Source organism: Larkinella insperata, assembly GCF_026248825.1.
Classification (GTDB): Bacteria; Bacteroidota; Bacteroidia; order Cytophagales; family Spirosomataceae; genus Larkinella; species Larkinella insperata.
In genome coordinates, this window is record NZ_CP110973.1 from 3,856,017 (window position 1) to 3,875,722 (window position 19,706).

17 protein-coding genes are annotated in these 19,706 nt (G+C 52.1%); 8 read left to right on the forward strand and 9 right to left on the reverse strand.

Translation table 11 applies throughout. The features are described 5' to 3' along the window. Positions 1 to 121: 121 nt before the first annotated feature. Positions 122 to 877 (reverse strand): Fe-S cluster assembly ATPase SufC, encoded by a 756-nt coding sequence (sufC, locus tag OQ371_RS15450; RefSeq protein WP_265988987.1) that lies wholly within the window; start codon positions 875 to 877, stop codon positions 122 to 124. A gap of 199 nt (positions 878 to 1,076) precedes the next feature. On the opposite strand from sufC, the gene OQ371_RS15455 reads away from it, so the two are divergent. The 5 genes from OQ371_RS15455 to OQ371_RS15475 all read left to right on the forward strand — a co-directional run bounded on the left by OQ371_RS15455 (position 1,077) and on the right by OQ371_RS15475 (position 6,078). Continuing rightward, positions 1,077 to 2,540 (forward strand): arginine deiminase family protein, encoded by a 1,464-nt coding sequence (locus OQ371_RS15455; RefSeq protein WP_265988988.1) that lies wholly within the window; start codon positions 1,077 to 1,079, stop codon positions 2,538 to 2,540. A 15-nt stretch (positions 2,541 to 2,555) separates the two neighbouring features. Continuing rightward, the gene (gene ctlX, locus OQ371_RS15460; protein ID WP_265988989.1) at positions 2,556 to 3,485 is read left to right on the forward strand and encodes a citrulline utilization hydrolase CtlX; all 930 of its coding nucleotides are present in this window, start codon (positions 2,556 to 2,558) and stop codon (positions 3,483 to 3,485) included. Positions 3,486 to 3,848: 363 nt separating this feature from the next. Beyond that, positions 3,849 to 4,217, forward strand: a complete 369-nt coding sequence (locus OQ371_RS15465) for a MarR family winged helix-turn-helix transcriptional regulator (protein ID WP_265994317.1) — start codon at positions 3,849 to 3,851, stop codon at positions 4,215 to 4,217. Between the two features lie 170 nt (positions 4,218 to 4,387). Then, positions 4,388 to 5,107: an SDR family NAD(P)-dependent oxidoreductase gene (locus OQ371_RS15470; RefSeq protein WP_265988990.1), complete on the forward strand. Its 720-nt coding sequence runs from the start codon at positions 4,388 to 4,390 to the stop codon at positions 5,105 to 5,107. Positions 5,108 to 5,154: 47 nt separating this feature from the next. Further along, on the forward strand, positions 5,155 to 6,078 hold the full coding sequence (locus OQ371_RS15475; protein WP_265988991.1) for an SMP-30/gluconolactonase/LRE family protein: 924 nt from the start codon (positions 5,155 to 5,157) through the stop codon (positions 6,076 to 6,078). A gap of 77 nt (positions 6,079 to 6,155) precedes the next feature. Here OQ371_RS15475 and OQ371_RS15480 read toward each other — a convergent pair whose 3' ends face one another. The 3 genes from OQ371_RS15480 to OQ371_RS15490 are packed head-to-tail and all read right to left on the reverse strand — an operon-like array spanning position 6,156 to position 11,320. Beyond that, positions 6,156 to 6,662, reverse strand: a complete 507-nt coding sequence (locus OQ371_RS15480; RefSeq protein WP_265988992.1) for a hypothetical protein — start codon at positions 6,660 to 6,662, stop codon at positions 6,156 to 6,158. 27 nt (positions 6,663 to 6,689) lie between these two features. After that, positions 6,690 to 8,174, reverse strand: a complete 1,485-nt coding sequence (locus tag OQ371_RS15485) for a SusD/RagB family nutrient-binding outer membrane lipoprotein (RefSeq protein ID WP_265988993.1) — start codon at positions 8,172 to 8,174, stop codon at positions 6,690 to 6,692. 23 nt (positions 8,175 to 8,197) lie between these two features. Further along, on the reverse strand, positions 8,198 to 11,320 hold the full coding sequence (locus OQ371_RS15490; RefSeq protein ID WP_265988994.1) for a SusC/RagA family TonB-linked outer membrane protein: 3,123 nt from the start codon (positions 11,318 to 11,320) through the stop codon (positions 8,198 to 8,200). Positions 11,321 to 11,893: 573 nt separating this feature from the next. On the opposite strand from OQ371_RS15490, the gene OQ371_RS15495 reads away from it, so the two are divergent. After that, complete coding sequence (locus OQ371_RS15495; RefSeq protein WP_265988995.1) at positions 11,894 to 13,237, forward strand: amidohydrolase; 1,344 nt, start codon at positions 11,894 to 11,896, stop codon at positions 13,235 to 13,237. Positions 13,238 to 13,288: 51 nt separating this feature from the next. Here OQ371_RS15495 and OQ371_RS15500 read toward each other — a convergent pair whose 3' ends face one another. The 4 genes from OQ371_RS15500 to OQ371_RS15515 form a co-directional block, all read right to left on the reverse strand. Further along, entirely contained in the window at positions 13,289 to 13,792 is a 504-nt protein-coding gene (locus OQ371_RS15500) for a hypothetical protein (protein ID WP_265988996.1), read from the reverse strand. 111 nt (positions 13,793 to 13,903) lie between these two features. Then, a complete protein-coding gene (fucP, locus tag OQ371_RS15505) occupies positions 13,904 to 15,142 on the reverse strand; it encodes an L-fucose:H+ symporter permease (RefSeq protein ID WP_265988997.1) in 1,239 nt (412 codons plus the stop codon). A 153-nt stretch (positions 15,143 to 15,295) separates the two neighbouring features. Further along, a complete protein-coding gene (locus tag OQ371_RS15510; RefSeq protein ID WP_265988998.1) occupies positions 15,296 to 16,438 on the reverse strand; it encodes a S1C family serine protease in 1,143 nt (380 codons plus the stop codon). A gap of 1 nt (position 16,439) precedes the next feature. Continuing rightward, entirely contained in the window at positions 16,440 to 17,015 is a 576-nt protein-coding gene (locus tag OQ371_RS15515; protein ID WP_265988999.1) for an RNA polymerase sigma factor, read from the reverse strand. A gap of 140 nt (positions 17,016 to 17,155) precedes the next feature. Here OQ371_RS15515 and OQ371_RS15520 point away from each other — a divergent pair, with 140 nt between their 5' ends. Next, the gene (locus OQ371_RS15520; protein ID WP_265989000.1) at positions 17,156 to 17,341 is read left to right on the forward strand and encodes a hypothetical protein; all 186 of its coding nucleotides are present in this window, start codon (positions 17,156 to 17,158) and stop codon (positions 17,339 to 17,341) included. A 230-nt stretch (positions 17,342 to 17,571) separates the two neighbouring features. Here the strand turns inward: OQ371_RS15520 and OQ371_RS15525 are convergent, their stop codons facing one another. Further along, on the reverse strand, positions 17,572 to 18,471 hold the full coding sequence (locus OQ371_RS15525; RefSeq protein WP_265989001.1) for a hypothetical protein: 900 nt from the start codon (positions 18,469 to 18,471) through the stop codon (positions 17,572 to 17,574). Between the two features lie 366 nt (positions 18,472 to 18,837). Between OQ371_RS15525 and OQ371_RS15530 the strand changes: the two genes are divergently transcribed. Next, a complete protein-coding gene (locus OQ371_RS15530) occupies positions 18,838 to 19,695 on the forward strand; it encodes a heme/hemin ABC transporter substrate-binding protein (protein ID WP_265989002.1) in 858 nt (285 codons plus the stop codon). Positions 19,696 to 19,706: the final 11 nt, after the last annotated feature.

Here is a 19,706-nt window from a genome sequence, read left to right on the forward strand (position 1 = left end):
AGGAGTTAAAGTTAAGACGGGTCCGCCCGCGCGGTTAAGAAGTAAGAATGAGAGGTAGACCGTACAAAGAGAAAGCCGTCAGCCAACTCATCATTCATAGCTCATCCCTCTTAACTTAAAATTAAACCGTTTCCACTTCGGCCTTGATCCAGTCGTAGCCTTTTTGTTCGAGTTCGAATGCCAGTTCTTTCGGACCCGACTTCACGATGCGGCCTTTGTAGAGAACGTGCACGTAATCGGGAACGATGTAATCCAGCAGGCGCTGGTAGTGGGTCACCACGATGGTGGCCCGTTCCGGCGACCGCAGCTGGTTGACCCCTTCGGCCACAATCCGCAGGGCGTCGATATCCAGACCCGAGTCGGTTTCGTCGAGAATCGCCAGTTTCGGTTCCAGCATGGCCATCTGGAAAATTTCGTTCCGTTTTTTCTCACCACCCGAGAAGCCTTCGTTCAGCGACCGGCTCAGCAGCGATTGATCGATGTTGACCAGCTTCATCTTCTCCTTCATTAACTTCAGAAACTGAACAGCGTCCAGCGGCTCCTGCCCCCGGTATTTCCGGATCTCGTTCATGGCCGTTTTCAGGAAGTTGGTCGTGCTGACGCCCGGAATCTCGACGGGATACTGGAAAGCCAGGAAAATGCCTTCAGCGGCCCGCTCTTCCGGCGCCATCTCCAGCAGGTCCTTGCCTTCGAACGTCACACTGCCGTCGGTTACGTCGTAATCTTCACGGCCCGACAAAACCGATGCCAGCGTGCTTTTACCGGAACCGTTGGGACCCATAATGGCGTGTACTTCACCGGCTTTGACTTCCAGGTTGATACCCTTCAATATTTCTTTACTGCCAATGGATGCTTGTAAATTGCTAATAGTTAGCATGATGGAAGTTTGATTGCTACTTAATTAAACTGCAAAGGTAATGCATGAAGCGATAGCTACACGATAATGTAACAATTTAGAGTCGTTAAAAGTTGACACTCACCGCATTTCGTGAGCCGCCGAAGGGCTGCTTTTTTTTTCAGTACCCAAAGCCGTACTTTGTAACCTGAAAGTTGAGATTTTTTTGGCAATGAGTGCGATGCAAAACAGTAAACAACAGATCGACAGGCAGGAAATCAGCGTAACGTCCGAAGTCGGAACGCTGAAACGGCTGCTGATTCACAGCCCCGACCGCGGCCTGGGCAAGGTCGTTCCGTCCAAGGCGCAGGACTGGCTCTTTGAAGATATTGTGCACCTGGAAACGATGCGCAAGGATGAGTACGATTATTACGTAAAAATTCTGCTGTACTTTCTTGACCCCGATAAAATCCGGGGGAAGCTGGCCCAGATCGATTCGGACACCCAGCGGAATTTCTTCAAACCCGACAGCCCGGACTATTTTCGCTCCGATGCCGTCATTGATATTCAACTCCTGCTGACCGAAATTCTGGAAGATGAAGTAATCCGGACCCGGCTGATCGCGGGCATCTGCGCCGTCGAACGCTGTAGCTTCGCCATTCAGAATCAATTATATACTTACGATTCGGTGGAACTTGCCAAAATTCTGATTTCCGGATCACTGCCCGATCGGACGATGCTCTTTGCGCCCCTGCCCAATTTTATCTTTACGCGCGACATCGGGATTGTCATCAACCACCACATTCTGCTCAACAAACCCGCCAAACTGGCCCGCACACGCGAAGCCTTCCTGGCGCAGTATATCTTTTTTTATCACCCGCTGTTCAGCAGCTACCGCGACAAAATCATTGAAATTCCGGACAACGAACACCATTTTCTGCTGCCCGACAATGACCTGACGCATACGTACTCCCGGTCGACGCTGGAAGGAGGGGATGTCATGACGGTTTCGCCGAATCACCTGCTCATCGGTTGCAGCGAACGCACCACCCTGTACGCGGCCCAGCAGGTGATCCGGCTGCTGTTTGAAAAGAATGTAGTTCAGAAGGTGACGATTATCCAGATTCCCAGAAAACGGGATTACATGCACATCGATACGGTTTTTACGCAGGTCAAACGCAACGTCTGGGTGCTGCTGGGTTCGCTGGGGCGTCTGGGTGAGGAAGCTAAAAAACGGGATTTGCTGCATTTTCTGGCCCCGAGAGATGCCTCGGAAGATTTGCGGATCATTCAGTTTACGAAAGGGGCGGAGCAAAAGCCCGTTGAGATTGAAAATCTGGAGGATCTGCTAACGTCCATCAGCCGGGATGATTTGGGGTGTACCGAGCCCGTCCGGTTTATCTATTCGGGTAATAACGAATTTCCGTTCGGCGCCCGCGAACAGTGGACGGATTCGTGTAACTTGCTGGCGCTGAAAGACGGCGTGGTGATTGGCTACGACCGGAACGACAAAACCCTGGAAGCGTTTCGGCAGGCCGGTTTCGAAGCCGTTGGGGCGGCCGAGTTGCTGCAACGGTTTGAGCGCGGTGAGGCCGATCCCGAGCGGCTGGAAAATACCTTTATCATGTTACCTTCGGCAGAATTGTCGCGGGCGCGGGGCGGTTCTCACTGCATGAGTCTACCCTTGTTACGCGCTGACTTATAACATTTATCCTATTCCATGCAATCACAGGCAACGTCCAACATACTCATGATCCGGCCTATGCGGTTTGGATTCAATCAACAAACTGCCGAAAGCAACGCATTTCAAAACGCCGATCTGGCAAGCTATGACCCACTGGCTACCCAGGCCAAGGCCCTGCGCGAGTTCGATGAAATGACCCACCAGCTGATTGCCGCCGGAGTGAATGTGATTGTCTATAATGACACGGCGGAGCCGCACACCCCAGACTCTATTTTTCCCAACAATTGGGTGTCCTTTCACTACAGCGGTACAGTTGTGCTGTATCCGATGCAAGCCCCTAACCGGCGGCTCGAACGGCGGCTGGACATCATCGACGATTTGGCGAAGAGGTATCAGGTTGCCAAAATTGTGGATTTGACCCGCTATGAGCAGGAAGGCAAGTACCTCGAAGGGACAGGCAGCATGGTGCTTGACCGGATGAAACGGATTGCCTACGCCTGCCTGTCGCCCCGCACCGATACCAGCGTGCTGGCTGAGTTTAGTAAACGCACGGGCTATCAGGTGGTTACCTTTTCGGCGGCTGATGCCAACGGGGTTCCGGTGTACCATACCAACGTGGTCATGTGCATCGGTGATGTTTTTGCCGTGGTCTGCCTGGCGGCCATTTCCGATCCCGATGAGCGTCTGATGGTCCGGCAGTCGCTGGTCAACAGCGGTAAGCACGTTATTGATATTACCCTCGAACAGATGGCCCATTTTGCCGGTAACATGCTGCTGACGGTTTCCAATAAAGGACAAAAACTACTCATTATGTCAAACCAGGCGTTTGACTCACTGACTCTCCGGCAGCGCGACGAATTGGACGATTTTGCTACTCTGTTTCATTTTGATCTATCCACGATTGAAGGCCACGGGGGCGGTTCGGCTCGCTGTATGATGGCGGAAATTCATCTGCCTCTTAAATAATTATCTTTTTTTCAGGTGGTCTTTCCGCAAAAGCCGGCAAAATTATTTTACTAGTCGGTTTTATGGTACTTTTTTTATATTTTTTTGAATTACTACTACCGTTTGATAATATAATTGTTGATACAACTATTATTCATTTTTGATTTTGACAACTACTTCTGTCATTTGTCTCAATAAGTGCCGACTATGGTCGTTAAATAATTGTTTTTACAAACTAATTTTTATTAAGTTTGTTTAATTTGTAATTCAGTAACATATCTTTATTGACTTACATTAACCCTAGCAATCATGATCGCAGAGAAACAACGGATCTCAAAGTACAGTAACTGCCTAAACTTTACGGCCAACGCCTTAGCCCGTGTGATGACGAACATTTCCGACGAGGAATTTGGCCGCTTGGGTCTGACGGCTTCGCACGCCTTTGTATTGAAAGAAGCAATTGAAAACCCGGGCATCCAGCCGAAGGAACTCAGCGGAGAGTTGCACCTGACGCCGTCGACGATTACCCGCCTGATCGAGAAGCTTGAACTGAAGAAACTCGTTGAGCGGAAAATCGAAGGAAAACATACCTTGGTTTACGCGACCGAAAAAGGAATCACAATGTTGCCGGACATCAAAAAGGCCTGGGAAAATCTGATGCGTCGTTATGCTGAGATTCTGGGCGATGAAAGCTCCCGGAAAATGACAGACATGCTGTACGGCGCCGTGAAAGCGTTGGGTAAAGACGCCTGATTGCCGTTTTATACGGATCGGCGTATTGATTGCGCAATCATGGATGAAATGCCTCCTGAGCGCACAACCGCTTTTTTAAACAATTTCGGTGGTTGAATTGTAGAATTGATACGGTTACAACAGACGCAAGCGGAAACGTTGTTCAATTCTATAATTCAATCGTCGAACGTATGAACACCAACCACGAGAAAGTTGCTTTGGTGACCGGTGCTAACCGGGGCCTCGGAAAAGAGATTTCGAAACAGTTGTGTGCAAAAGGATATGCGGTTTTTATGGCCTCCCGCGATATTGAAACGGGCCGGGAAGCCGTTTTTGAATTGTGTGACCAGGGCTACGAAGCCATTTTCCTCCACATGGACGTGACCGACCCGGTCAGTATTAAAAACGCCTACGGTACCTTCTCTCAAAAAGCCGATCACCTGGATGTTCTGGTGAACAACGCGGCCATCCTGGAAGACACGGATCGGTACGTTTCCATTCTCAGACTCAGCATCGAATCATTGGAACGAACCATGAAAACCAACCTCATTGGTCCCATTATGGTGGTTCAGGACTTCATGCCGTTTCTGGAAAAGAGCAAGGAGGGAGGTCGAATCATCAACATGACGAGTGATCTGGGATCGCTGGCCCACATGCAGGACAGCTATCCGGGTTACAGCCTTTCCAAAACCGCCCTCCACGCAATGACGCGGCAGTTCGCGGCCGCACTGGTGGGTAAAAACATCGCCGTCAACTGCGTCAATCCCGGTTGGGTACAGACCCGCATGGGCGGCCCCGGTGCCAACCGGTCGCTCGAGCAGGGGGCCGAAACCACCGTCTGGCTGGCTACGGAGGCACCCCTTCAGGAAACCGGTAAATTCTGGAAAGATAAGCGCGAAGCGCCCTGGTAATCGGAATATGCTATATTTGTGTATTCCCATACCTTAACAAAATTCTCATGCATTTTGGTCAAAAAGCCGGATTCCTCTTCACGGTTCTGCTGCTGTGCAGCGCAAAGACGTACAGCCGCGGAGCCGAACCCGGGCGAGCCGATTCGGTGAAAGTAACGGCGCCGGGCGCTACGCCGAAGCAGATTTCCAGCCAGTTTAAATTCACGGAAGGACCCGCCGTCAACAAGAAAGGCGACATCTATTTTACGGATCAGCCTAACGACAAAATCTGGAAGTACGATACTGACGGAAAACTGTCGCTGTACATGGACAAAACGGGGCGCTCTAACGGGCTTTATTTTGACCAGAAAGGTAACCTGATTGCCTGCGCCGACGAAAAAGACGAGCTGTGGTCGATCAGCCCGAAGGGAAAAGTAACGGTTTTGCTGACGGATTTTGAAGGCAAACGACTCAACGGCCCCAATGATCTGTGGATCGACTCGAAAGGCGGTATTTATTTCACCGATCCGTACTACCAGCGCGACTACTGGGAACGCACCAAACCGGATCTCGACGGCCAGAAAGTTTATTACCTGCCGAAAGGGAAAAAGCAGCCGGTCATTGTGGACGATAAGCTGATGCAGCCCAACGGAATTGTCGGAACGCCCGACGGGAAATTTCTGTACGTGGCCGACATTCGTGATAATAAAACGTATAAATACCAGATCAACAACGACGGCTCCCTAACCAACCGTCAGCTTTTTGTTCCGCAAGGCTCCGACGGGATGACGCTTGACGAGCAGGGCAACCTGTACCTGAGCGGCCGGGGTGTTACGGTATACAACCCCAACGGCGAAAAGCTCCAGACGATTCCGGTGCCTTCCCGCTGGGTCGGCAACATTTGTTTTGGCGGGAAAGACCGTAAAACGCTGTTTATCACGGCTTCAGAGTCGGTCTACACGATTGACATGCAGGTGAGGGGTGTCGAGTAGAAGAATTAAGATTTAGTAATAAGTCACAAAAAAGCCGTTCCCATTCAGGAACGGCTTTTTTATTGACCTCATTCGGTTTATGCCAGAATTCGGATCCGAACCGGTGTAGCCGTGATCTGGCTGCCGTCGTCCAGCGTTACCAAGAATATGAAAGCGATTTCCCGGAAGTTGGGCAGCGCCACGGGAGTGATCGGAACCGTGGGGCGCTTCGTCGCAAAATCCTTCAGCGTGGTGGTAAATTCTGCCGTGGTGCCGTTGACGGCGATGGGATTCGCGTTGTAATTTCCCGCCGTTCGCAACGTACCGGCGTTGATGCTGGTCGCACCGGCTGCTATTTTACTGATTTCCTTAATGGTCCGCCCGCTGGAAGCCGGGATTGACAGGGTAATCTTGATGTTACCGCCACCGGCTACCGACGTTTCATAATAGGGGTCGAAACCGTAGGTAGTAGAACCCGGAAACGTAACCGGTACGAGCGGTCGGTTATCCTGAACCAGTTCGCTATACACGTAATCGTCTTTGCAGGATGTGCCCGCCAGCGCCACCAGGGCCAACAGCAGAAGTTGAAAAGTTATCTTTTTCATGAGTGTGTTTCGTTAACGAATGTTTGATTAATCGACATCCCACCAGACGCGTTCGTTGGACTGCGGACCCGGGTTGGGGAAGTTCGGATTCCGTTCAATTTCCTGGGTGATGTAAGCCGCCCGCACCGGCCGGGTGCCGTCAATGCCCACCGCATTCTGGGAAGCGGTTAGCCGGGGGTAGCCTGTGCGTCGCCAGTCGTTCCAGGATTCCAGGCCGTTACCCGTCCAGGCAATCCACTTCTGGGTGATGATTTGCTCCAGCTTTTGCTGCGTGGTTCCAGTCAGCGTTGCCACGGTGGGGTTGGCCGCCAGATACGCCGTAATATCTTCTTCTTCAATCTCCGCCAACCGCATCGACGCTTTAATCCCTTCGGTATACAACGCCTGCGGATCGCCGGGCGTACCTAGCGTCAGGGCGGATTCGGCCAGGATGAACGCCCGCTGGAAATTGGTCAGCAACCGAACGGGGCCTTCGCCCTGTTCACCGGTAATGTACGGCGCGTAGCGGGACCAGGAGCTCGTTGGCGTCGGCAGCGAACCGCGGAAACCGTTGTCGATCGTTACGTAATCAGCGCCAGGTTTGGTAAAAAATACCGGGAGCCGGGGGTCGGTTTTCGTCGGGTCGGCGGGGTTGGGCCGCAGAACGTTCAGGAAGCGGGTACTCATGATCAGTTCGTTGCTGAAGGACCCGAAGATCGCCAGGTTCCAGATGGGCGAGGTACTTCCCACGCTGCTGCCAAACTGCACGTTCAGGTCCTGCGAGTTGTCGGTGATGTACATGTTTTTCTGGAGAACTTCGTTGATCACCTGCGTGGCCAGTTGCGGCTCTTTCCGGCTGATGGTGTTTGCAAATTTGAGCATCAGCGTGTACCCCGCCCGTTTCCAGTTGTTTACATCCCCACCGTAGGCGATATCGTCCGTGCTGGGAGTGAGCGTCGACGCGCTGTCGAGGTCGGCAATGCCTTCCCGCACCAGATCGAACAGGCTCTGGATTTGCAGCGAGGCATTTCCTTTGTAAATATCCTCCTGTTTGTCCCGGCGGGGTTGCAGGTTGGCTTCGCCTTGTAACGCCTGGGAATAAGGCACATCGCCCCAGATATCGGTCACCAAGCTGAACGTGTAGGCTTTCATGATCTTGGCAATACCGGAATACACCTTCGAATCGTTGGCATCGGCCACCTCAATCAGTTTCTGGTAGTTGATCAGCGCCCCGTCGTACAGGTCGAAGCGCCATTGGTTGCCGAAGTCGGCGCCGTTGGTGTTAAAAATGTCGTAAGTCGCCGGACTGCCCCCGGCCCCGGCCAGGTAGTTCATCAACACCGAAGCAAAGCGGTTCAATTCCCCGTTGTTGGCAAAGGCGGTTCCGGCCAGCGCGTTGGGGAGCAGGGCCGACGGTTTGGCCGTTGGCGAGTTGTTCGGCGATACGTTGATGTTATCAACGAAGCCACCGCAGGCACCCATGGTCAGCAGAATGGGCACCAGCAGAAATTTTTTATAGTTTGAAAAGTTCATTGTCAGCGAAAAAATAAGATTCGTTAAAACGTAAACCGCAGATTGACCCCGTAATTCCGGGTGTTGGGCGCGCCGTTCAGGTCAAGCCCCTGAATGTTTCCAGCCCCTTGCGTATTGACCTCCGGGTCCATGTAATAATTGGGTGCGAAGTAGTAGAGGTTGCGGCCGCTGATGCCCACCGAAATGCCCCCGAAAGGCGTTTTGCCGATTAACCGGGTGGGCAGGCTGTACGTCAGGGCTACTTCGCGAAGCCGGTAAACCGTTGCGTCGAACACGGCGGCTTCGGACGCCAGCCCGCCGAGGTTGGCCCAGTAGGTTTGCGCACTCACCTGGATGTTGTTGGGAACGTACGATTTAGAACCGTCGGTGTTGGTAACTTCAATCACCCCCGGCAGAACGCGTGGCTGATCCCGGTCGATGCCCGTAACCTCCAGGTGTCCCTGACCCCGTAAATCGATGGCGCCGAACGAATAAAGCTGGCCCCCCTGACGCGTATCCACCAGCACCGAAAGCGACAATCCCTTGTAACCGAAGGTATTTGTCAAACCGGCGGTCCAGTTCGGGTTGGGGTTGGCAATGACCTGCCCCGCAATCCCCGGCACGAACAGACCGGTATTGGGATTGATCAGGTATTCCCCCTGCGGGCTGCGGGCGTTGGCCGTTCCGACAATCACCCCGTAGGGCTGCCCCAGTACGATAGATGGGTTGATGCCAATAAACGCATCACCGGTAATGGGCGATTGGGTAACCCCCGGCGCGATTTCCTCCACTTTGTTGCGAATCCGGGTGAAGTTCAGGACCAGGTCCCATTTGAAACCGTTGGCGAGCCGAACCGGCGTGGTGTTGAGCACCAGTTCAATACCGCGGTTGCGCATCGAACCGACGTTGACCGTCCGGGTGTCGTAACCGCTGGAATTGGATACCGAAGCGTTGAAAATCTGGTTGGTGCTCCGGCTGTCGAAATAAGCAAAATCAATACTTGCCCGGTTGCGGAACAACCCCAGATTGAGCCCGAATTCGTAAGAGCGAATAAACTCCGGTGTCAGGTTGTTGTTGCCAATCTGGTTGTTGATGCCGAAACCCAGCAGGGGAGCGCCCCCGACCGTAATCGGAAACGTCAGGCTGGCGGAGTTGTTGCCGTACGAAGCGGGAACATAAAGCGTATTGAGCAAATAAGGGTCGGCATCGCGTCCCACCCGGGCAATGCTGGCCCGCACTTTGGCGTAAGACAGCACGTCCGAATTCAGCTTAAAGGCATCAGTGGGAACAAAACTGACGGCCGCCGAGGGGTAAAAATAGGTGTTGTTGGCTTTCGGCAGCGTCGATGACTGATCGACCCGGCCCGTCAGCTCCAGAAACAGGTAGTTCTGGTAAGCCAGCGAAAGCTGACCGTAATAACCGGCCAGCCGGCGCATGGTGCTCGACTCGGTGCTGGACGAAAAAACCGATCCGTTGCTGACGTTGTAGAAACCGGGTATGGTCAATTGCTGGCTGACGATCGTGGGGTTCTGCGTTTTACGCTGATTCAGGTTGTTGCCCAGCAAAAGCGTGGCGTTCAATCCTTCCAGAAACAGGTTGTCTTTCTGGGCCGTGATGATCAGGTCGCCGTTCAGCTCCGAACGGAAAAATATATCTTCCCGGATTTCACCCGCCGGTGAGCGGGCGGCTCCGATAGCGGCCACAAATTTCCGCCGGTCGGTGTAGGTGTCGGCCGTTGCCCGGTACGAAATGTTCAGCCATTTGGTGACGTCGTAGCCAATCTGGATGTTGCCGAAAACCCGGTCGACCTGGCCCTGCAACGTTTCGTTGTAAGCGCTCCACAAGGGGTGGTTTTGGGTTAAGCTGTAATAAATGCTGTTTCCCTGCTCGTCAGCGTACGGACGACCCACCAGATCATAACTGCGCGGAATACGGGTAAGCTGCCCGAAGGCGCTACCGCCATTTCCACCCGGAACGCCCCGCTGAACGGTCTGCACGTAGGTTACCGTACCGTTAACTTTGATCCCGTTATTCAACCGCGATTCCCCGCCGACCTGCACGTTGGTCCGGTTGAATCTCGTATTTGGGATAACCCCTTGCTGCGCGGTATTACCCACGGCCAGAATGAAGTTCCGGCGTTCGTCGCCCGACGCAATGTTAAACGAGTTTTGCAGGATGCTTCCCTGACGGTAAAAATCCCGGACGTTGTTGGGATACGCCTGATAGGGAACGGTTTCGCCCTGGGTGTTTACCACCTGCGTGATCGGACCGCCAAAACGGGGTCCCCAGGAGTTGGCCGTGTTGTTGACGTAGTTGTTCTGCGTACCCTGGCCGTACTCATTTTGCAGATTCGCCAGACCGTAAACATTCTGGACGTTAAACGAAGAGTTCACCGTAACCTCCGTCTTGCCCTTCATGTTCCGGCCCGTTTTGGTGGTGATGACAATGGCCCCCGCCGACGCCCGCGAACCGTACAGCACCGCAGCCGCCGGGCCTTTCAGGACGTTGATCGATTCGATGCTTTCGGGGTTGATGTCGGAAAGCCGGTTGGCGGGTTGCGAACCAAACAGGGTATTTTCGGACTGGTTCAGATCGTTGCTGAAAATAATACCGTCGACCACGATCAGCGGCTGGTTGCTCCCGTTGAATGACGTAATACCCCGGATGTTGATGTTCGTGGAAGCGCCCGGCGCACCGCTGGAGGACGTGATGTTTACCCCGGCCAGTTTACCCTGGAGGGCATTCAGCACGTTGGGTTCCGAGCGCTGGGCGATGGCCTCACCCCGCACATCCTGCGTTGAATACCCCAACGAACGCCGGTCCCGTTCGATGCCCTGGGCCGTTACCACCACTTCGGTCAGCTGGCTGGCGTCCGATTTAAGCTGCACATTGATGGTCGTTTGATTCCCCGCTTCGATTTCCTGCGTAGCGGTTCCGATGAAGCTAAAAACCAGCCGGGCGCTGGCTGGTACATTCGTCAGGCTGTAATTTCCCTCGGAATCAGTTGTGGTACCCCGGCTGGTACCTTTCAGTTGGATGCTCACCCCAGGGAGAGCAGAGCCGTCGTCGGCGGAGGTGACCTTACCCGTCACCGTCCGATCCTGGGCCAAGGCGGGCAGGGCAAAAAGCACGCACAGAAGCCAGAATCCAGTTAAACATTTGCTCATGGATAGGTTATTTAAAAGATGAACTAGGACAATTGTCGTAAAAGTACGCCTTGGCGCCTAATAAACAGGCCGTTGAATAAGTTTGGCCGTTCTTTATTTGGTTAGGGTTAGAGCAAACCGTTACCGGCGTTTTCGAAACGAATCCAGAAGCCGGCTTGTAAACGGAAAAGCGCTGCCCTAGAGAATAAAAAGGGCCTTCTGAATAAAAATGGAAGGTTTTCTGAGCTTTTTTGCTGGATGAATTTACGACGGGTCTTCAGTCTTCCCGCATGGAATGATCAGCACCTCGTCAAGAAGAAGAGCCTCAATTTGCAACGGCACGTTAGCCAAGGAGAGATCCTCAACAGAAGCAGGCAAACGCGTCGGACAAAGTGATTTTTGGGAAAAGTAGGGCAGCTGTGCTGGGATAAAGAAAGCAGCAAGGTGTTGTTACACTCATAGAAATAGGAAGGAAATAGGCGTCTTACCGTATATTTGTTTAGGATATTCGTAAAAATGCTTCTAAATTTTTTTTGCCGATTGCCGTTTACCTGCGTTTTTTGATAACCCGTAGAAATCACGCAAGAGAATCTTATGAAAACTGCTACAAGATCAGCGCTTTCCTTCTTCAGTATTGTTTCCCTGACGTTCGGTTCGGTGCAGGCGCAGTCATCGCTGAAGCCTCAACTCACCAAGCTGGCAGACGGTGTCGAGAAGAAGGTTGTCACCTGGCGACGCGAAATTCACCAGAATCCGGAGTTGGGAAACCGCGAATTCCAGACCTCCGCCAAGGTAGCCGCCCACCTTCACGCCCTGGGTATGGAAGTCAAGACCAACGTAGCCAAAACCGGCGTTGTAGGGATTTTGAAGGGGGGCAAACCCGGGCCGGTGGTTGCGTTGCGGGCCGATATGGACGGTTTGCCAGTTACCGAACGCGGTGATCTGCCCTTCAAGTCGACGGCAACGACGGAATACAATGGCCAGAAAACGGGCGTGATGCATGCCTGCGGACACGATTCGCACGTCGCCATTATGATGGGGGTGGCCGAAGTGCTGGCCAGCGTGAAGAACGACCTGAAAGGAACCGTTAAATTTATTTTCCAGCCCGCCGAGGAGGGCGCTCCGGCGGGTGAAGAAGGGGGGGCGCAACTGATGGTGAAGGAAGGTGTGCTGGAAAACCCGAAAGTTGACGCCATTTTTGGCCTGCATATCAATTCGCAAACCGAAGTCGGAACGATCAAATACCGTCCGGGAGCAACCATGGCGGCCGTTGATTTCTATAGCATAAAGGTCAAAGGCAAGCAAACCCACGGAGCGGCTCCGTGGTCGGGGGTCGATCCGATTGTTACCTCATCACAGATTGTAATGGGACTGCAAACCATCGTCAGCCGGAACCTGCCCATCACAGAATACCCGGCCGTGGTAACGGTAGGAGCCGTGCACGGCGGGATTCGGCAAAACATCATTCCGGAAGAAGTAAACATGATCGGGACCATCCGTTCGTTTACGCCGGATATGCAGAAAACCATCCACCGCCGGATCAACGAAATTGCCACGAACGTTTCGGAAAGCGCCGGAGCCAAAGCCGATGTGAAGATTGACGTGATGTATCCGGTGACGTACAACGACCCCGCGCTGACGGATCAGATGGTGCCAACGCTCGAAGGGGTGGCCGGAAAAGTTAACGTAATCATCCGCCCGCTCGACACCGGAGCGGAAGACTTTTCGTTTTTCCAGCAGAAAGTGCCCGGCTTTTTCTTTTTCCTGGGGGGAATGCCCAAAGGACAGAAAATTGAGAATGCGGCCCCGCACCATACCCCGGATTTCCACATCGACGAAAGCGGTTTTGGCCTGGGCGTCAAAGCGCTCAGTCACCTGACGGTGGATTACATGGACCAGTGGAAAGGCGCCGGAACGGCAAGCGCAAAGAAGAAATAAGGCAACAGGCCGGGCACAGAACGCCGGTTGTGAGCGGGTCAGTTGGCCGGTTCACAACCGGCGTTCGTGGTGAATGGAGACGCTGTAGCCCCGGTAGTTCCCGGCGATGCCGTTGCCCGCATCGGCCGGTTTGAAGCTGATTACCAGGGCGCCTTTGTAAAAAATCTGCCGTTCCGTCAACTCCGACCCCGCGACCGTTTCGGCGGGTTTAAACCCCATCGCCATCAGTTCAGTCCGCAGAGCCGTCTGCACGGCTTTGGACGGTTGCTGAAAATTCAGCAGCCCCAACTGTCCGTTGCAGATGTACTGGACCAGCGTAGTGGTTTGGGTAAGCTCGCTGATATACGGGAATCGCTGAAATTCATAAATCAACGCTTGATTGGACACGCTCTCGGAACGGGCTTTTAGCTGAAATCCTTTCCGGAACATGCAGGAGTCAAATTGCGCTGTTTGTAGGCAAGTCATGTCGATGAGTTCGCGCATGGTCAGCTGCTGGGCCAAGACCGTATTGGCTGTCAACAGAAGCAGGATGAATAAAGGGATGAAACCTTTCATGGCACTAAAATACATGATTGTAGTTTATACAAGCAAATTTAAAGACTTAGATACCTATAAAAGAAAAAAGACAGCTTGAGCCGTCTTCTTTCAATACACGCTTTATGTGTCTTACTCCGGTCTGGAAAATTTAGCACCAAACAGAAAAATAACGGCGTAGCAGATAATGGGCAGGTAGTAGGCCGCAGCCACGTCGTAGTCGGCTACCGCACCCATGGCAAACGGGAAAAACGCGCCACCGCAGACCCCCATCGAAATGAAAGAAGACGCCTGCTGCGTGTGGCGGCCCAGATTTTTCAACCCCAGACTAAAAATGGTCGGGAACATGATACTGAAGAAGAAATTCAGCATCATCAGCGCGATGAAAGAAGGCCATCCCCAGCTTTGCGCGACAATAAGGCACATAACGATGTTGCAGGCGGCAAAAATGGCGAGCAGCGAATTCGGCGCAATGAAACGCATCAGAAACGTACCCACAAACCGCCCGGCCAGCATCAGTGCCATAAACATAACCATGTAGTTTCCGGCAACGGCGTCGGAAAATCCCATTTTTTCGTGGCCGTAGTTGATGAAAAACGCCCAAGTACCCCCTTGGGCCGCTACGTTGAAGAACTGCGCGATAACCGCCCAAACGAAATGCCGGTGCTGAAAAAGCGTTTTTCCCGGTTCGCTGTCGACGTTAACGGCTTCGGGGTCCGCGGAAGCGTGCGGATCGGTTAAGTCGGGCACTTTTACGAGAGAAAACAACACGGCAATACCGGCAATAACGCTGCCAATCACAATGTACAGGGTTTTGACCGAAGTCAGGTCGGTGCTTCCTTCGACGTTGTTTCTCAGGAGAAAATACGATCCAATCGCCGGACCCGTGATGGCACCCAGGGCGTTAAAGGCCTGGGCAAAGTTGATGCGCTGATCGCTGGTGCGTTGGTCGCCGAGGGACGCTACAAACGGGTGCGCGACGGTTTCCAGGGTTGAAAGGCCACAGCCGAGAATAAACAGCGCCAGCCCGAAATACGGGAAGGAGGCTGCGTTGGCCGCCGGGACAAACAGGAAAGCGCCAGTGGCAAAAAGGCCCAGACCCAGCAGAACTCCCATTTTGTAGCCAAACCGTTTCATGAACAGACCGGCGGGGATGCCCATTACAAAATAGGCCCCAAAGATGGCAAACTGGACAAAAGCGGATTGAGTTTTGGTCAGGCTTAGGACGTGCTGAAAGTGTTTGTTGAGTACATCACCCATCGTAATGGCAATGCCCCAGAACATGAACAACGAAGTGACGAATACCAGCGTGACGAGGTATTTCTTTTCGGTGAAAGCCGCTGGCTTCCGGTTACTTACGGTTGATTGCATGGGTAAAGAAATCTTACTATCGATTAGCTATGGTTAAAATGAAAGAATTTGCCGGGACAAGGTACGCTTAATTTTAATTTGATAAATCGCTCCCAATAAAAAAGCCAACCCGTAAATGGGTTGGCTCTCTAATTTATCGCCCGTGCTAATCGGTTACTTCTCGTGTTTGAAAACTTTCACCAGGTAAACATTTTCCTGGATCTTTTTGATCTGATCCTTGCGGGTAAGTTTGGCCAGGCCATTTTTCCGGCTCATCCGGATGGAGCTATTCTTGAGCGAATCCGTTGGGATGGCAGAAATGGCCCGGAACAGGTAGTCGGTTTTGATGGCAAATGTAGCGCCTTCCGTGGCCGTCTGCTTCCCACTGATAATTCCGATCACGTTGCCTTTTTCGTCCAGCAACGGGCCTCCGGAGTTACCCGGGTTTACGCTGATGGCTACCTGATAAGCCGTCGAATCGCCCCGGAAACCGGTTTTGGAACTCAGATACCCCTCGCCGTAGACAATCTCCTCGCGCGGAAAGCCGAGCGTAAAGACGCGCTCGCCCAGATCCGACGGGCCGGCTTCAAAACCGTAAGGCAGTGCCATCTTGCCCCGGAACGTGCTGTCGTCGCGAACCTGCAAAATAGCCAGATCGTATTTGTGATCGGCGTAAACCACCTTTGCTTTGTAAATATCCCCCTTCGTGCTCTGGATATAAACCGAGTCGGCATCCTGGATGATGTGGGTGTTGGTGACCAGGTAACCGTCCGGCGAAAGCAAAAATCCGGAACCGGCGACCTGCCCGGGGTTAATCTGCAAGGCGCGTTCGCGGGCGTTGAGGTCCTGCAAAATAGCGTTTTGCGACCGCCGGATGGCCTGCAAATCCCGGCGCATCATGGTGTATTGTTCCTGCTGCTTGTGGCTCGACTGGTATTGCCGGACGAGCATCAGGGTTCCAAACGTTGTAATGAGCGCAACCGTAGCGGCCACGGCCAGGATGGGTCGGTAGGTTTGCCACAACTGCCGGATCGTACCGTTGTTGCGGTGCAACGGCCGAACCGGGGCTTCCTGCCCGGCTTCCTTTCGAACGGCATCCATATCCAGACCAGCGTGAATCTGGTTCAACCGCTTGCGGAAATCCATGCGCTGACCATACTGCTGCATGGCCTGCGCCAACTGCTGTTGTTCACGGGCCCGTTGCGACAAAACGGGATCAGACCGGCGGAGGGCTTCAAACTCCCGCTGTTCAGCTTCCGTCAGCTCATTGCGGAGCCATTTGTCGGTCAAATCGGTGAATTTTTGGTGGTCAATCATTTTACTCTTCTTTAAAAACCGCGAAGAACAACCGTTTCAGCCGCATCAGGCATTTATATTTCTGCGTTTTGGCATTATCGGCGTTCGTATAGCCAAATTTTTCGGTGATGTCCTGCATCGACAGGTGGCGGATGTAAAAATCCTCCAGCAACGTCCGGCAGGGTTCCCCCAACCGCTCCAGCGAATCCGCCATCAGCTCAAATTGACGGTCGCGGGCTTCGTGATTGATCAGATCATCATCAACACTCGCAACATCTTCGGTATCCATTAGCGAAATCCCATTCCGGTTTCGCAACGATAACTGCTTGAGCCACAGCCGCCGACTTATTGAGTAAAGATACGTTTTCAGCTGGCAGTTCAGCGCCAGCGAATCCGTTGTAACTTTCTCGTACAGGACAATCAGCGTTTCCTGATAAACATCCTTGGCATCGTCTTCCGAGCCATTGTTGTTGATAATCAGGTGCAACACCATTGGGAAAAACCGTCGGTACAGTTCCTCCAACACCGTGTCCGAACCGTTAGCCAAGCCTGCAAGCAACTGGTCGTCAGATAAATGCAAACGGTAGGAATTTGTCATTGGTTCCTTGTATACTTAATACGATTCCGGGTCAAATGTAACCCAAAAATAAATTTTAATTTTTTTCAAAAAAGGTGGGTTACCTAACGGCCTTTCCGGTATTAAGGGCGAGATCTGTTAAACATAAACTGACTACTTTCATGAAACGTATTGTAAAATCTGTATTGTTCGTTGCAACGGTGGTTTCTCTGGCAGCTGCTTGCCAAGGCAAAAAAGCTGAAGATACTACGTCAACGACCGACTCGGCTACGATGTCTTCTGACTCAACGATGATGTCTGACACGACAATGGCAACTGACAGCATGTCTGCTGATTCAGCCCAATAAGACTACAATCTTATAACGTACGAAAGCCGCCTAGCAATGGGCGGCTTTCGTTTTTTTATGCGGGTTTGACTAATTAATCAGGTAGTGTTGCTCTTTGCAATTGTGTAAAGCCAGTTTATCAAGATAAGCCCAGAAGCCGACGCCCCATCGAGACCCGGCCAATTGTACATCGAAGTATTTATCCGAAAAAGATAACGAGACCGTATTACCAGCCGTGTTATCCACTGAATTTAATGTGGCTCATATTCATAATGTAAGATTTCGGTCACATCACCATTGCGTGTTGTCGTGCGGGTGGTTGGCAGGTTAGCCGCGTTGTAAGTATAATTATAAACGTACGTAGCCAGTATGCCGGAGGAGAGCGCGGCCGTTAGCACGTTATTCTGGCTTAAGTTGTAGGGGTTGTCCACTCCGCCGTACAAGGTGTAAGATGGACCAAACATGGAAGGAGTAGTCGGGAATTGGAGAAAAACCCCCGGTGCAGGAATAAGAAAGACTCCATAGAAGGGATTAATTTTGTCATCGAACGTATAGGTAGCGTTCACGACTCGGCTGTAAACAATTTGGCCCGACGGTCCCCCCGTCCGATTTACTGAAAATTCCTCGTAGGCACGAGTTAAGTTGTTACCCGTAAAGGTAAACGAGCTTGCTCCAGTCGACTGAAGTCCGCCTATGTTAACCCCCCTGTTGTAGCTCGAAACCTTATTATCGGAGTTGTATCGTGGTTCTAGTCTAAAGGTAGATGGCTCGTTTGTCAACTGGGTCATTCGACCCGTGTTATCATAGGTAAGGGTATAGGTTTCCGTAGCTGAGCCCCGGCGGACGGTCGAATGCTGTACTTGAGTGAGTCGATGCTGGTTATCGTACTGGTAAACGGTATTTTCAACGGGCGCCACGGCACTATCGGGCAACTGATAAGCCACGATCAACCTTATCCGGCCTTGCCCATCATAGGAAAAGGCGCTGACGGTACTGACACTGCTGCTACCGCTCACGTGTTGGGTGATTGACTTTACCCGTAACCGATCTGCACCGGGTGTAACGACCTGTAAACGGTGATCTGCGCAGCCAAAAAGTTCAAAAATCAAAAGCAGGCTAACAAAGCCTGAACCTAAGCGGGTGGTTGTCATGGCTTTTATCGATTAAGTAAATGGTTCACCTTGTATGAATACTGTTACCTATTAAGTTTTGAATCACACTACATATACTATTGGTAATCAGTGCGTTTCCAGGTTTCTGCTAGCTGTGAAGATATTAATTTTGTATAAAAAACTAGGAATGTCAAATTGCCTATTGAGGGTACGGTGATCAAAACCAACTTCGCGAATAATTTACTAGCCAGGTCCTGTTTGCTTGGTGCAGTTACACATAAATCGATAGACCCCGCTGAGTGAAGATGGACTCGATTATTAAGAATCATTAAAAATAATCTGGGTGAACGGTTGTTTATTTAGAAATAGTCTAATTAATTTGCGTTTACCAATGACACAATTGAAATGACTACGAAAATCCGTTGGAGTGTTTTCCTGTTCCTTTTCAGCCTGACTGCGTATGCGCAGGGCACTAAACCGGAACGCATTGTTTCGCTGAGTGGTACTCTGACGGAGATCATCTGCGAGCTGGGTCTGCAAAACCAGATTGTGGGCGTCGATGTAACGAGTACCTATCCAGCCGCGATGGCGAAAGTGCCCAAGGTCGGCCACAACCGCAACATTGGGGCGGAAGCCGTGCTGGCCCTGCGCCCGACGGTCATTATGGCCGTACGGTCCAACGGCAGCATGGATATCAAGCCGGAGCTAATTCAACAGTTCAAAAGTGCCGGGGTGAAAACGCTGGTTTTTGATCAGGAAACCAGCGTGGCCGGTACGAAAAAAATGATAAACGAGGTTGCCAAAGAATTCAATGCGTCGGCCAAAGCCGCAGCGATTACCCGCAAACTGGACGCGGATTTAGCAAAAGCCCGGAAGCCTGCCAAAGTTCAGAAAGTCTTGTTCATCTACGCCCGCGGCACCGGAACCATGATGGTTTCGGGCCGGAATACGCCCATCGAAAAAATTGTACAACTGGCGGGCGGCCAGAATGCCTTTAACGATTTTGACAATTTTAAACCCCTGACCCCCGAAGCGTTGGTTGTTGGTAATCCGGATGTTATCCTTCTGTTTACGAGCGGTTTAGAAAGTTTGGGTGGTATTGATGGCTTGCTGAAAGTGCAGGGGGTCGCCCAAACCAACGCGGGTAAAAATCGCCACGTGATTGAGATGGACGGCCAATTGCTCACCGGTTTTGGCCCCCGCCTGGGCCTGGCTGTGCAGGAACTGAGCCGCAAACTCAACCAGGAACTGACCCTAAAATAGTTTACTCCAAA

Bases quoted from the DNA above. Each gene is read 5' to 3' on its own strand.
- sufC (WP_265988987.1), bottom strand. From the start codon at position 877: ATGCTAACTATTAGCAATTTACAAGCATCCATTGGCAGTAAAGAAATA.
- OQ371_RS15455 (WP_265988988.1), top strand. From the start codon at position 1,077: ATGCAAAACAGTAAACAACAGATCGACAGGCAGGAAATCAGCGTAACG.
- ctlX (WP_265988989.1), top strand. From the start codon at position 2,556: ATGCAATCACAGGCAACGTCCAACATACTCATGATCCGGCCTATGCGG.
- OQ371_RS15465 (WP_265994317.1), top strand. From the start codon at position 3,849: ATGACGAACATTTCCGACGAGGAATTTGGCCGCTTGGGTCTGACGGCT.
- OQ371_RS15470 (WP_265988990.1), top strand. From the start codon at position 4,388: ATGAACACCAACCACGAGAAAGTTGCTTTGGTGACCGGTGCTAACCGG.
- OQ371_RS15475 (WP_265988991.1), top strand. From the start codon at position 5,155: ATGCATTTTGGTCAAAAAGCCGGATTCCTCTTCACGGTTCTGCTGCTG.
- OQ371_RS15480 (WP_265988992.1), bottom strand. From the start codon at position 6,662: ATGAAAAAGATAACTTTTCAACTTCTGCTGTTGGCCCTGGTGGCGCTG.
- OQ371_RS15485 (WP_265988993.1), bottom strand. From the start codon at position 8,174: ATGAACTTTTCAAACTATAAAAAATTTCTGCTGGTGCCCATTCTGCTG.
- OQ371_RS15490 (WP_265988994.1), bottom strand. From the start codon at position 11,320: ATGAGCAAATGTTTAACTGGATTCTGGCTTCTGTGCGTGCTTTTTGCC.
- OQ371_RS15495 (WP_265988995.1), top strand. From the start codon at position 11,894: ATGAAAACTGCTACAAGATCAGCGCTTTCCTTCTTCAGTATTGTTTCC.
- OQ371_RS15500 (WP_265988996.1), bottom strand. From the start codon at position 13,792: ATGAAAGGTTTCATCCCTTTATTCATCCTGCTTCTGTTGACAGCCAAT.
- fucP (WP_265988997.1), bottom strand. From the start codon at position 15,142: ATGCAATCAACCGTAAGTAACCGGAAGCCAGCGGCTTTCACCGAAAAG.
- OQ371_RS15510 (WP_265988998.1), bottom strand. From the start codon at position 16,438: ATGATTGACCACCAAAAATTCACCGATTTGACCGACAAATGGCTCCGC.
- OQ371_RS15515 (WP_265988999.1), bottom strand. From the start codon at position 17,015: ATGACAAATTCCTACCGTTTGCATTTATCTGACGACCAGTTGCTTGCA.
- OQ371_RS15520 (WP_265989000.1), top strand. From the start codon at position 17,156: ATGAAACGTATTGTAAAATCTGTATTGTTCGTTGCAACGGTGGTTTCT.
- OQ371_RS15525 (WP_265989001.1), bottom strand. From the start codon at position 18,471: ATGACAACCACCCGCTTAGGTTCAGGCTTTGTTAGCCTGCTTTTGATT.
- OQ371_RS15530 (WP_265989002.1), top strand. From the start codon at position 18,838: ATGACTACGAAAATCCGTTGGAGTGTTTTCCTGTTCCTTTTCAGCCTG.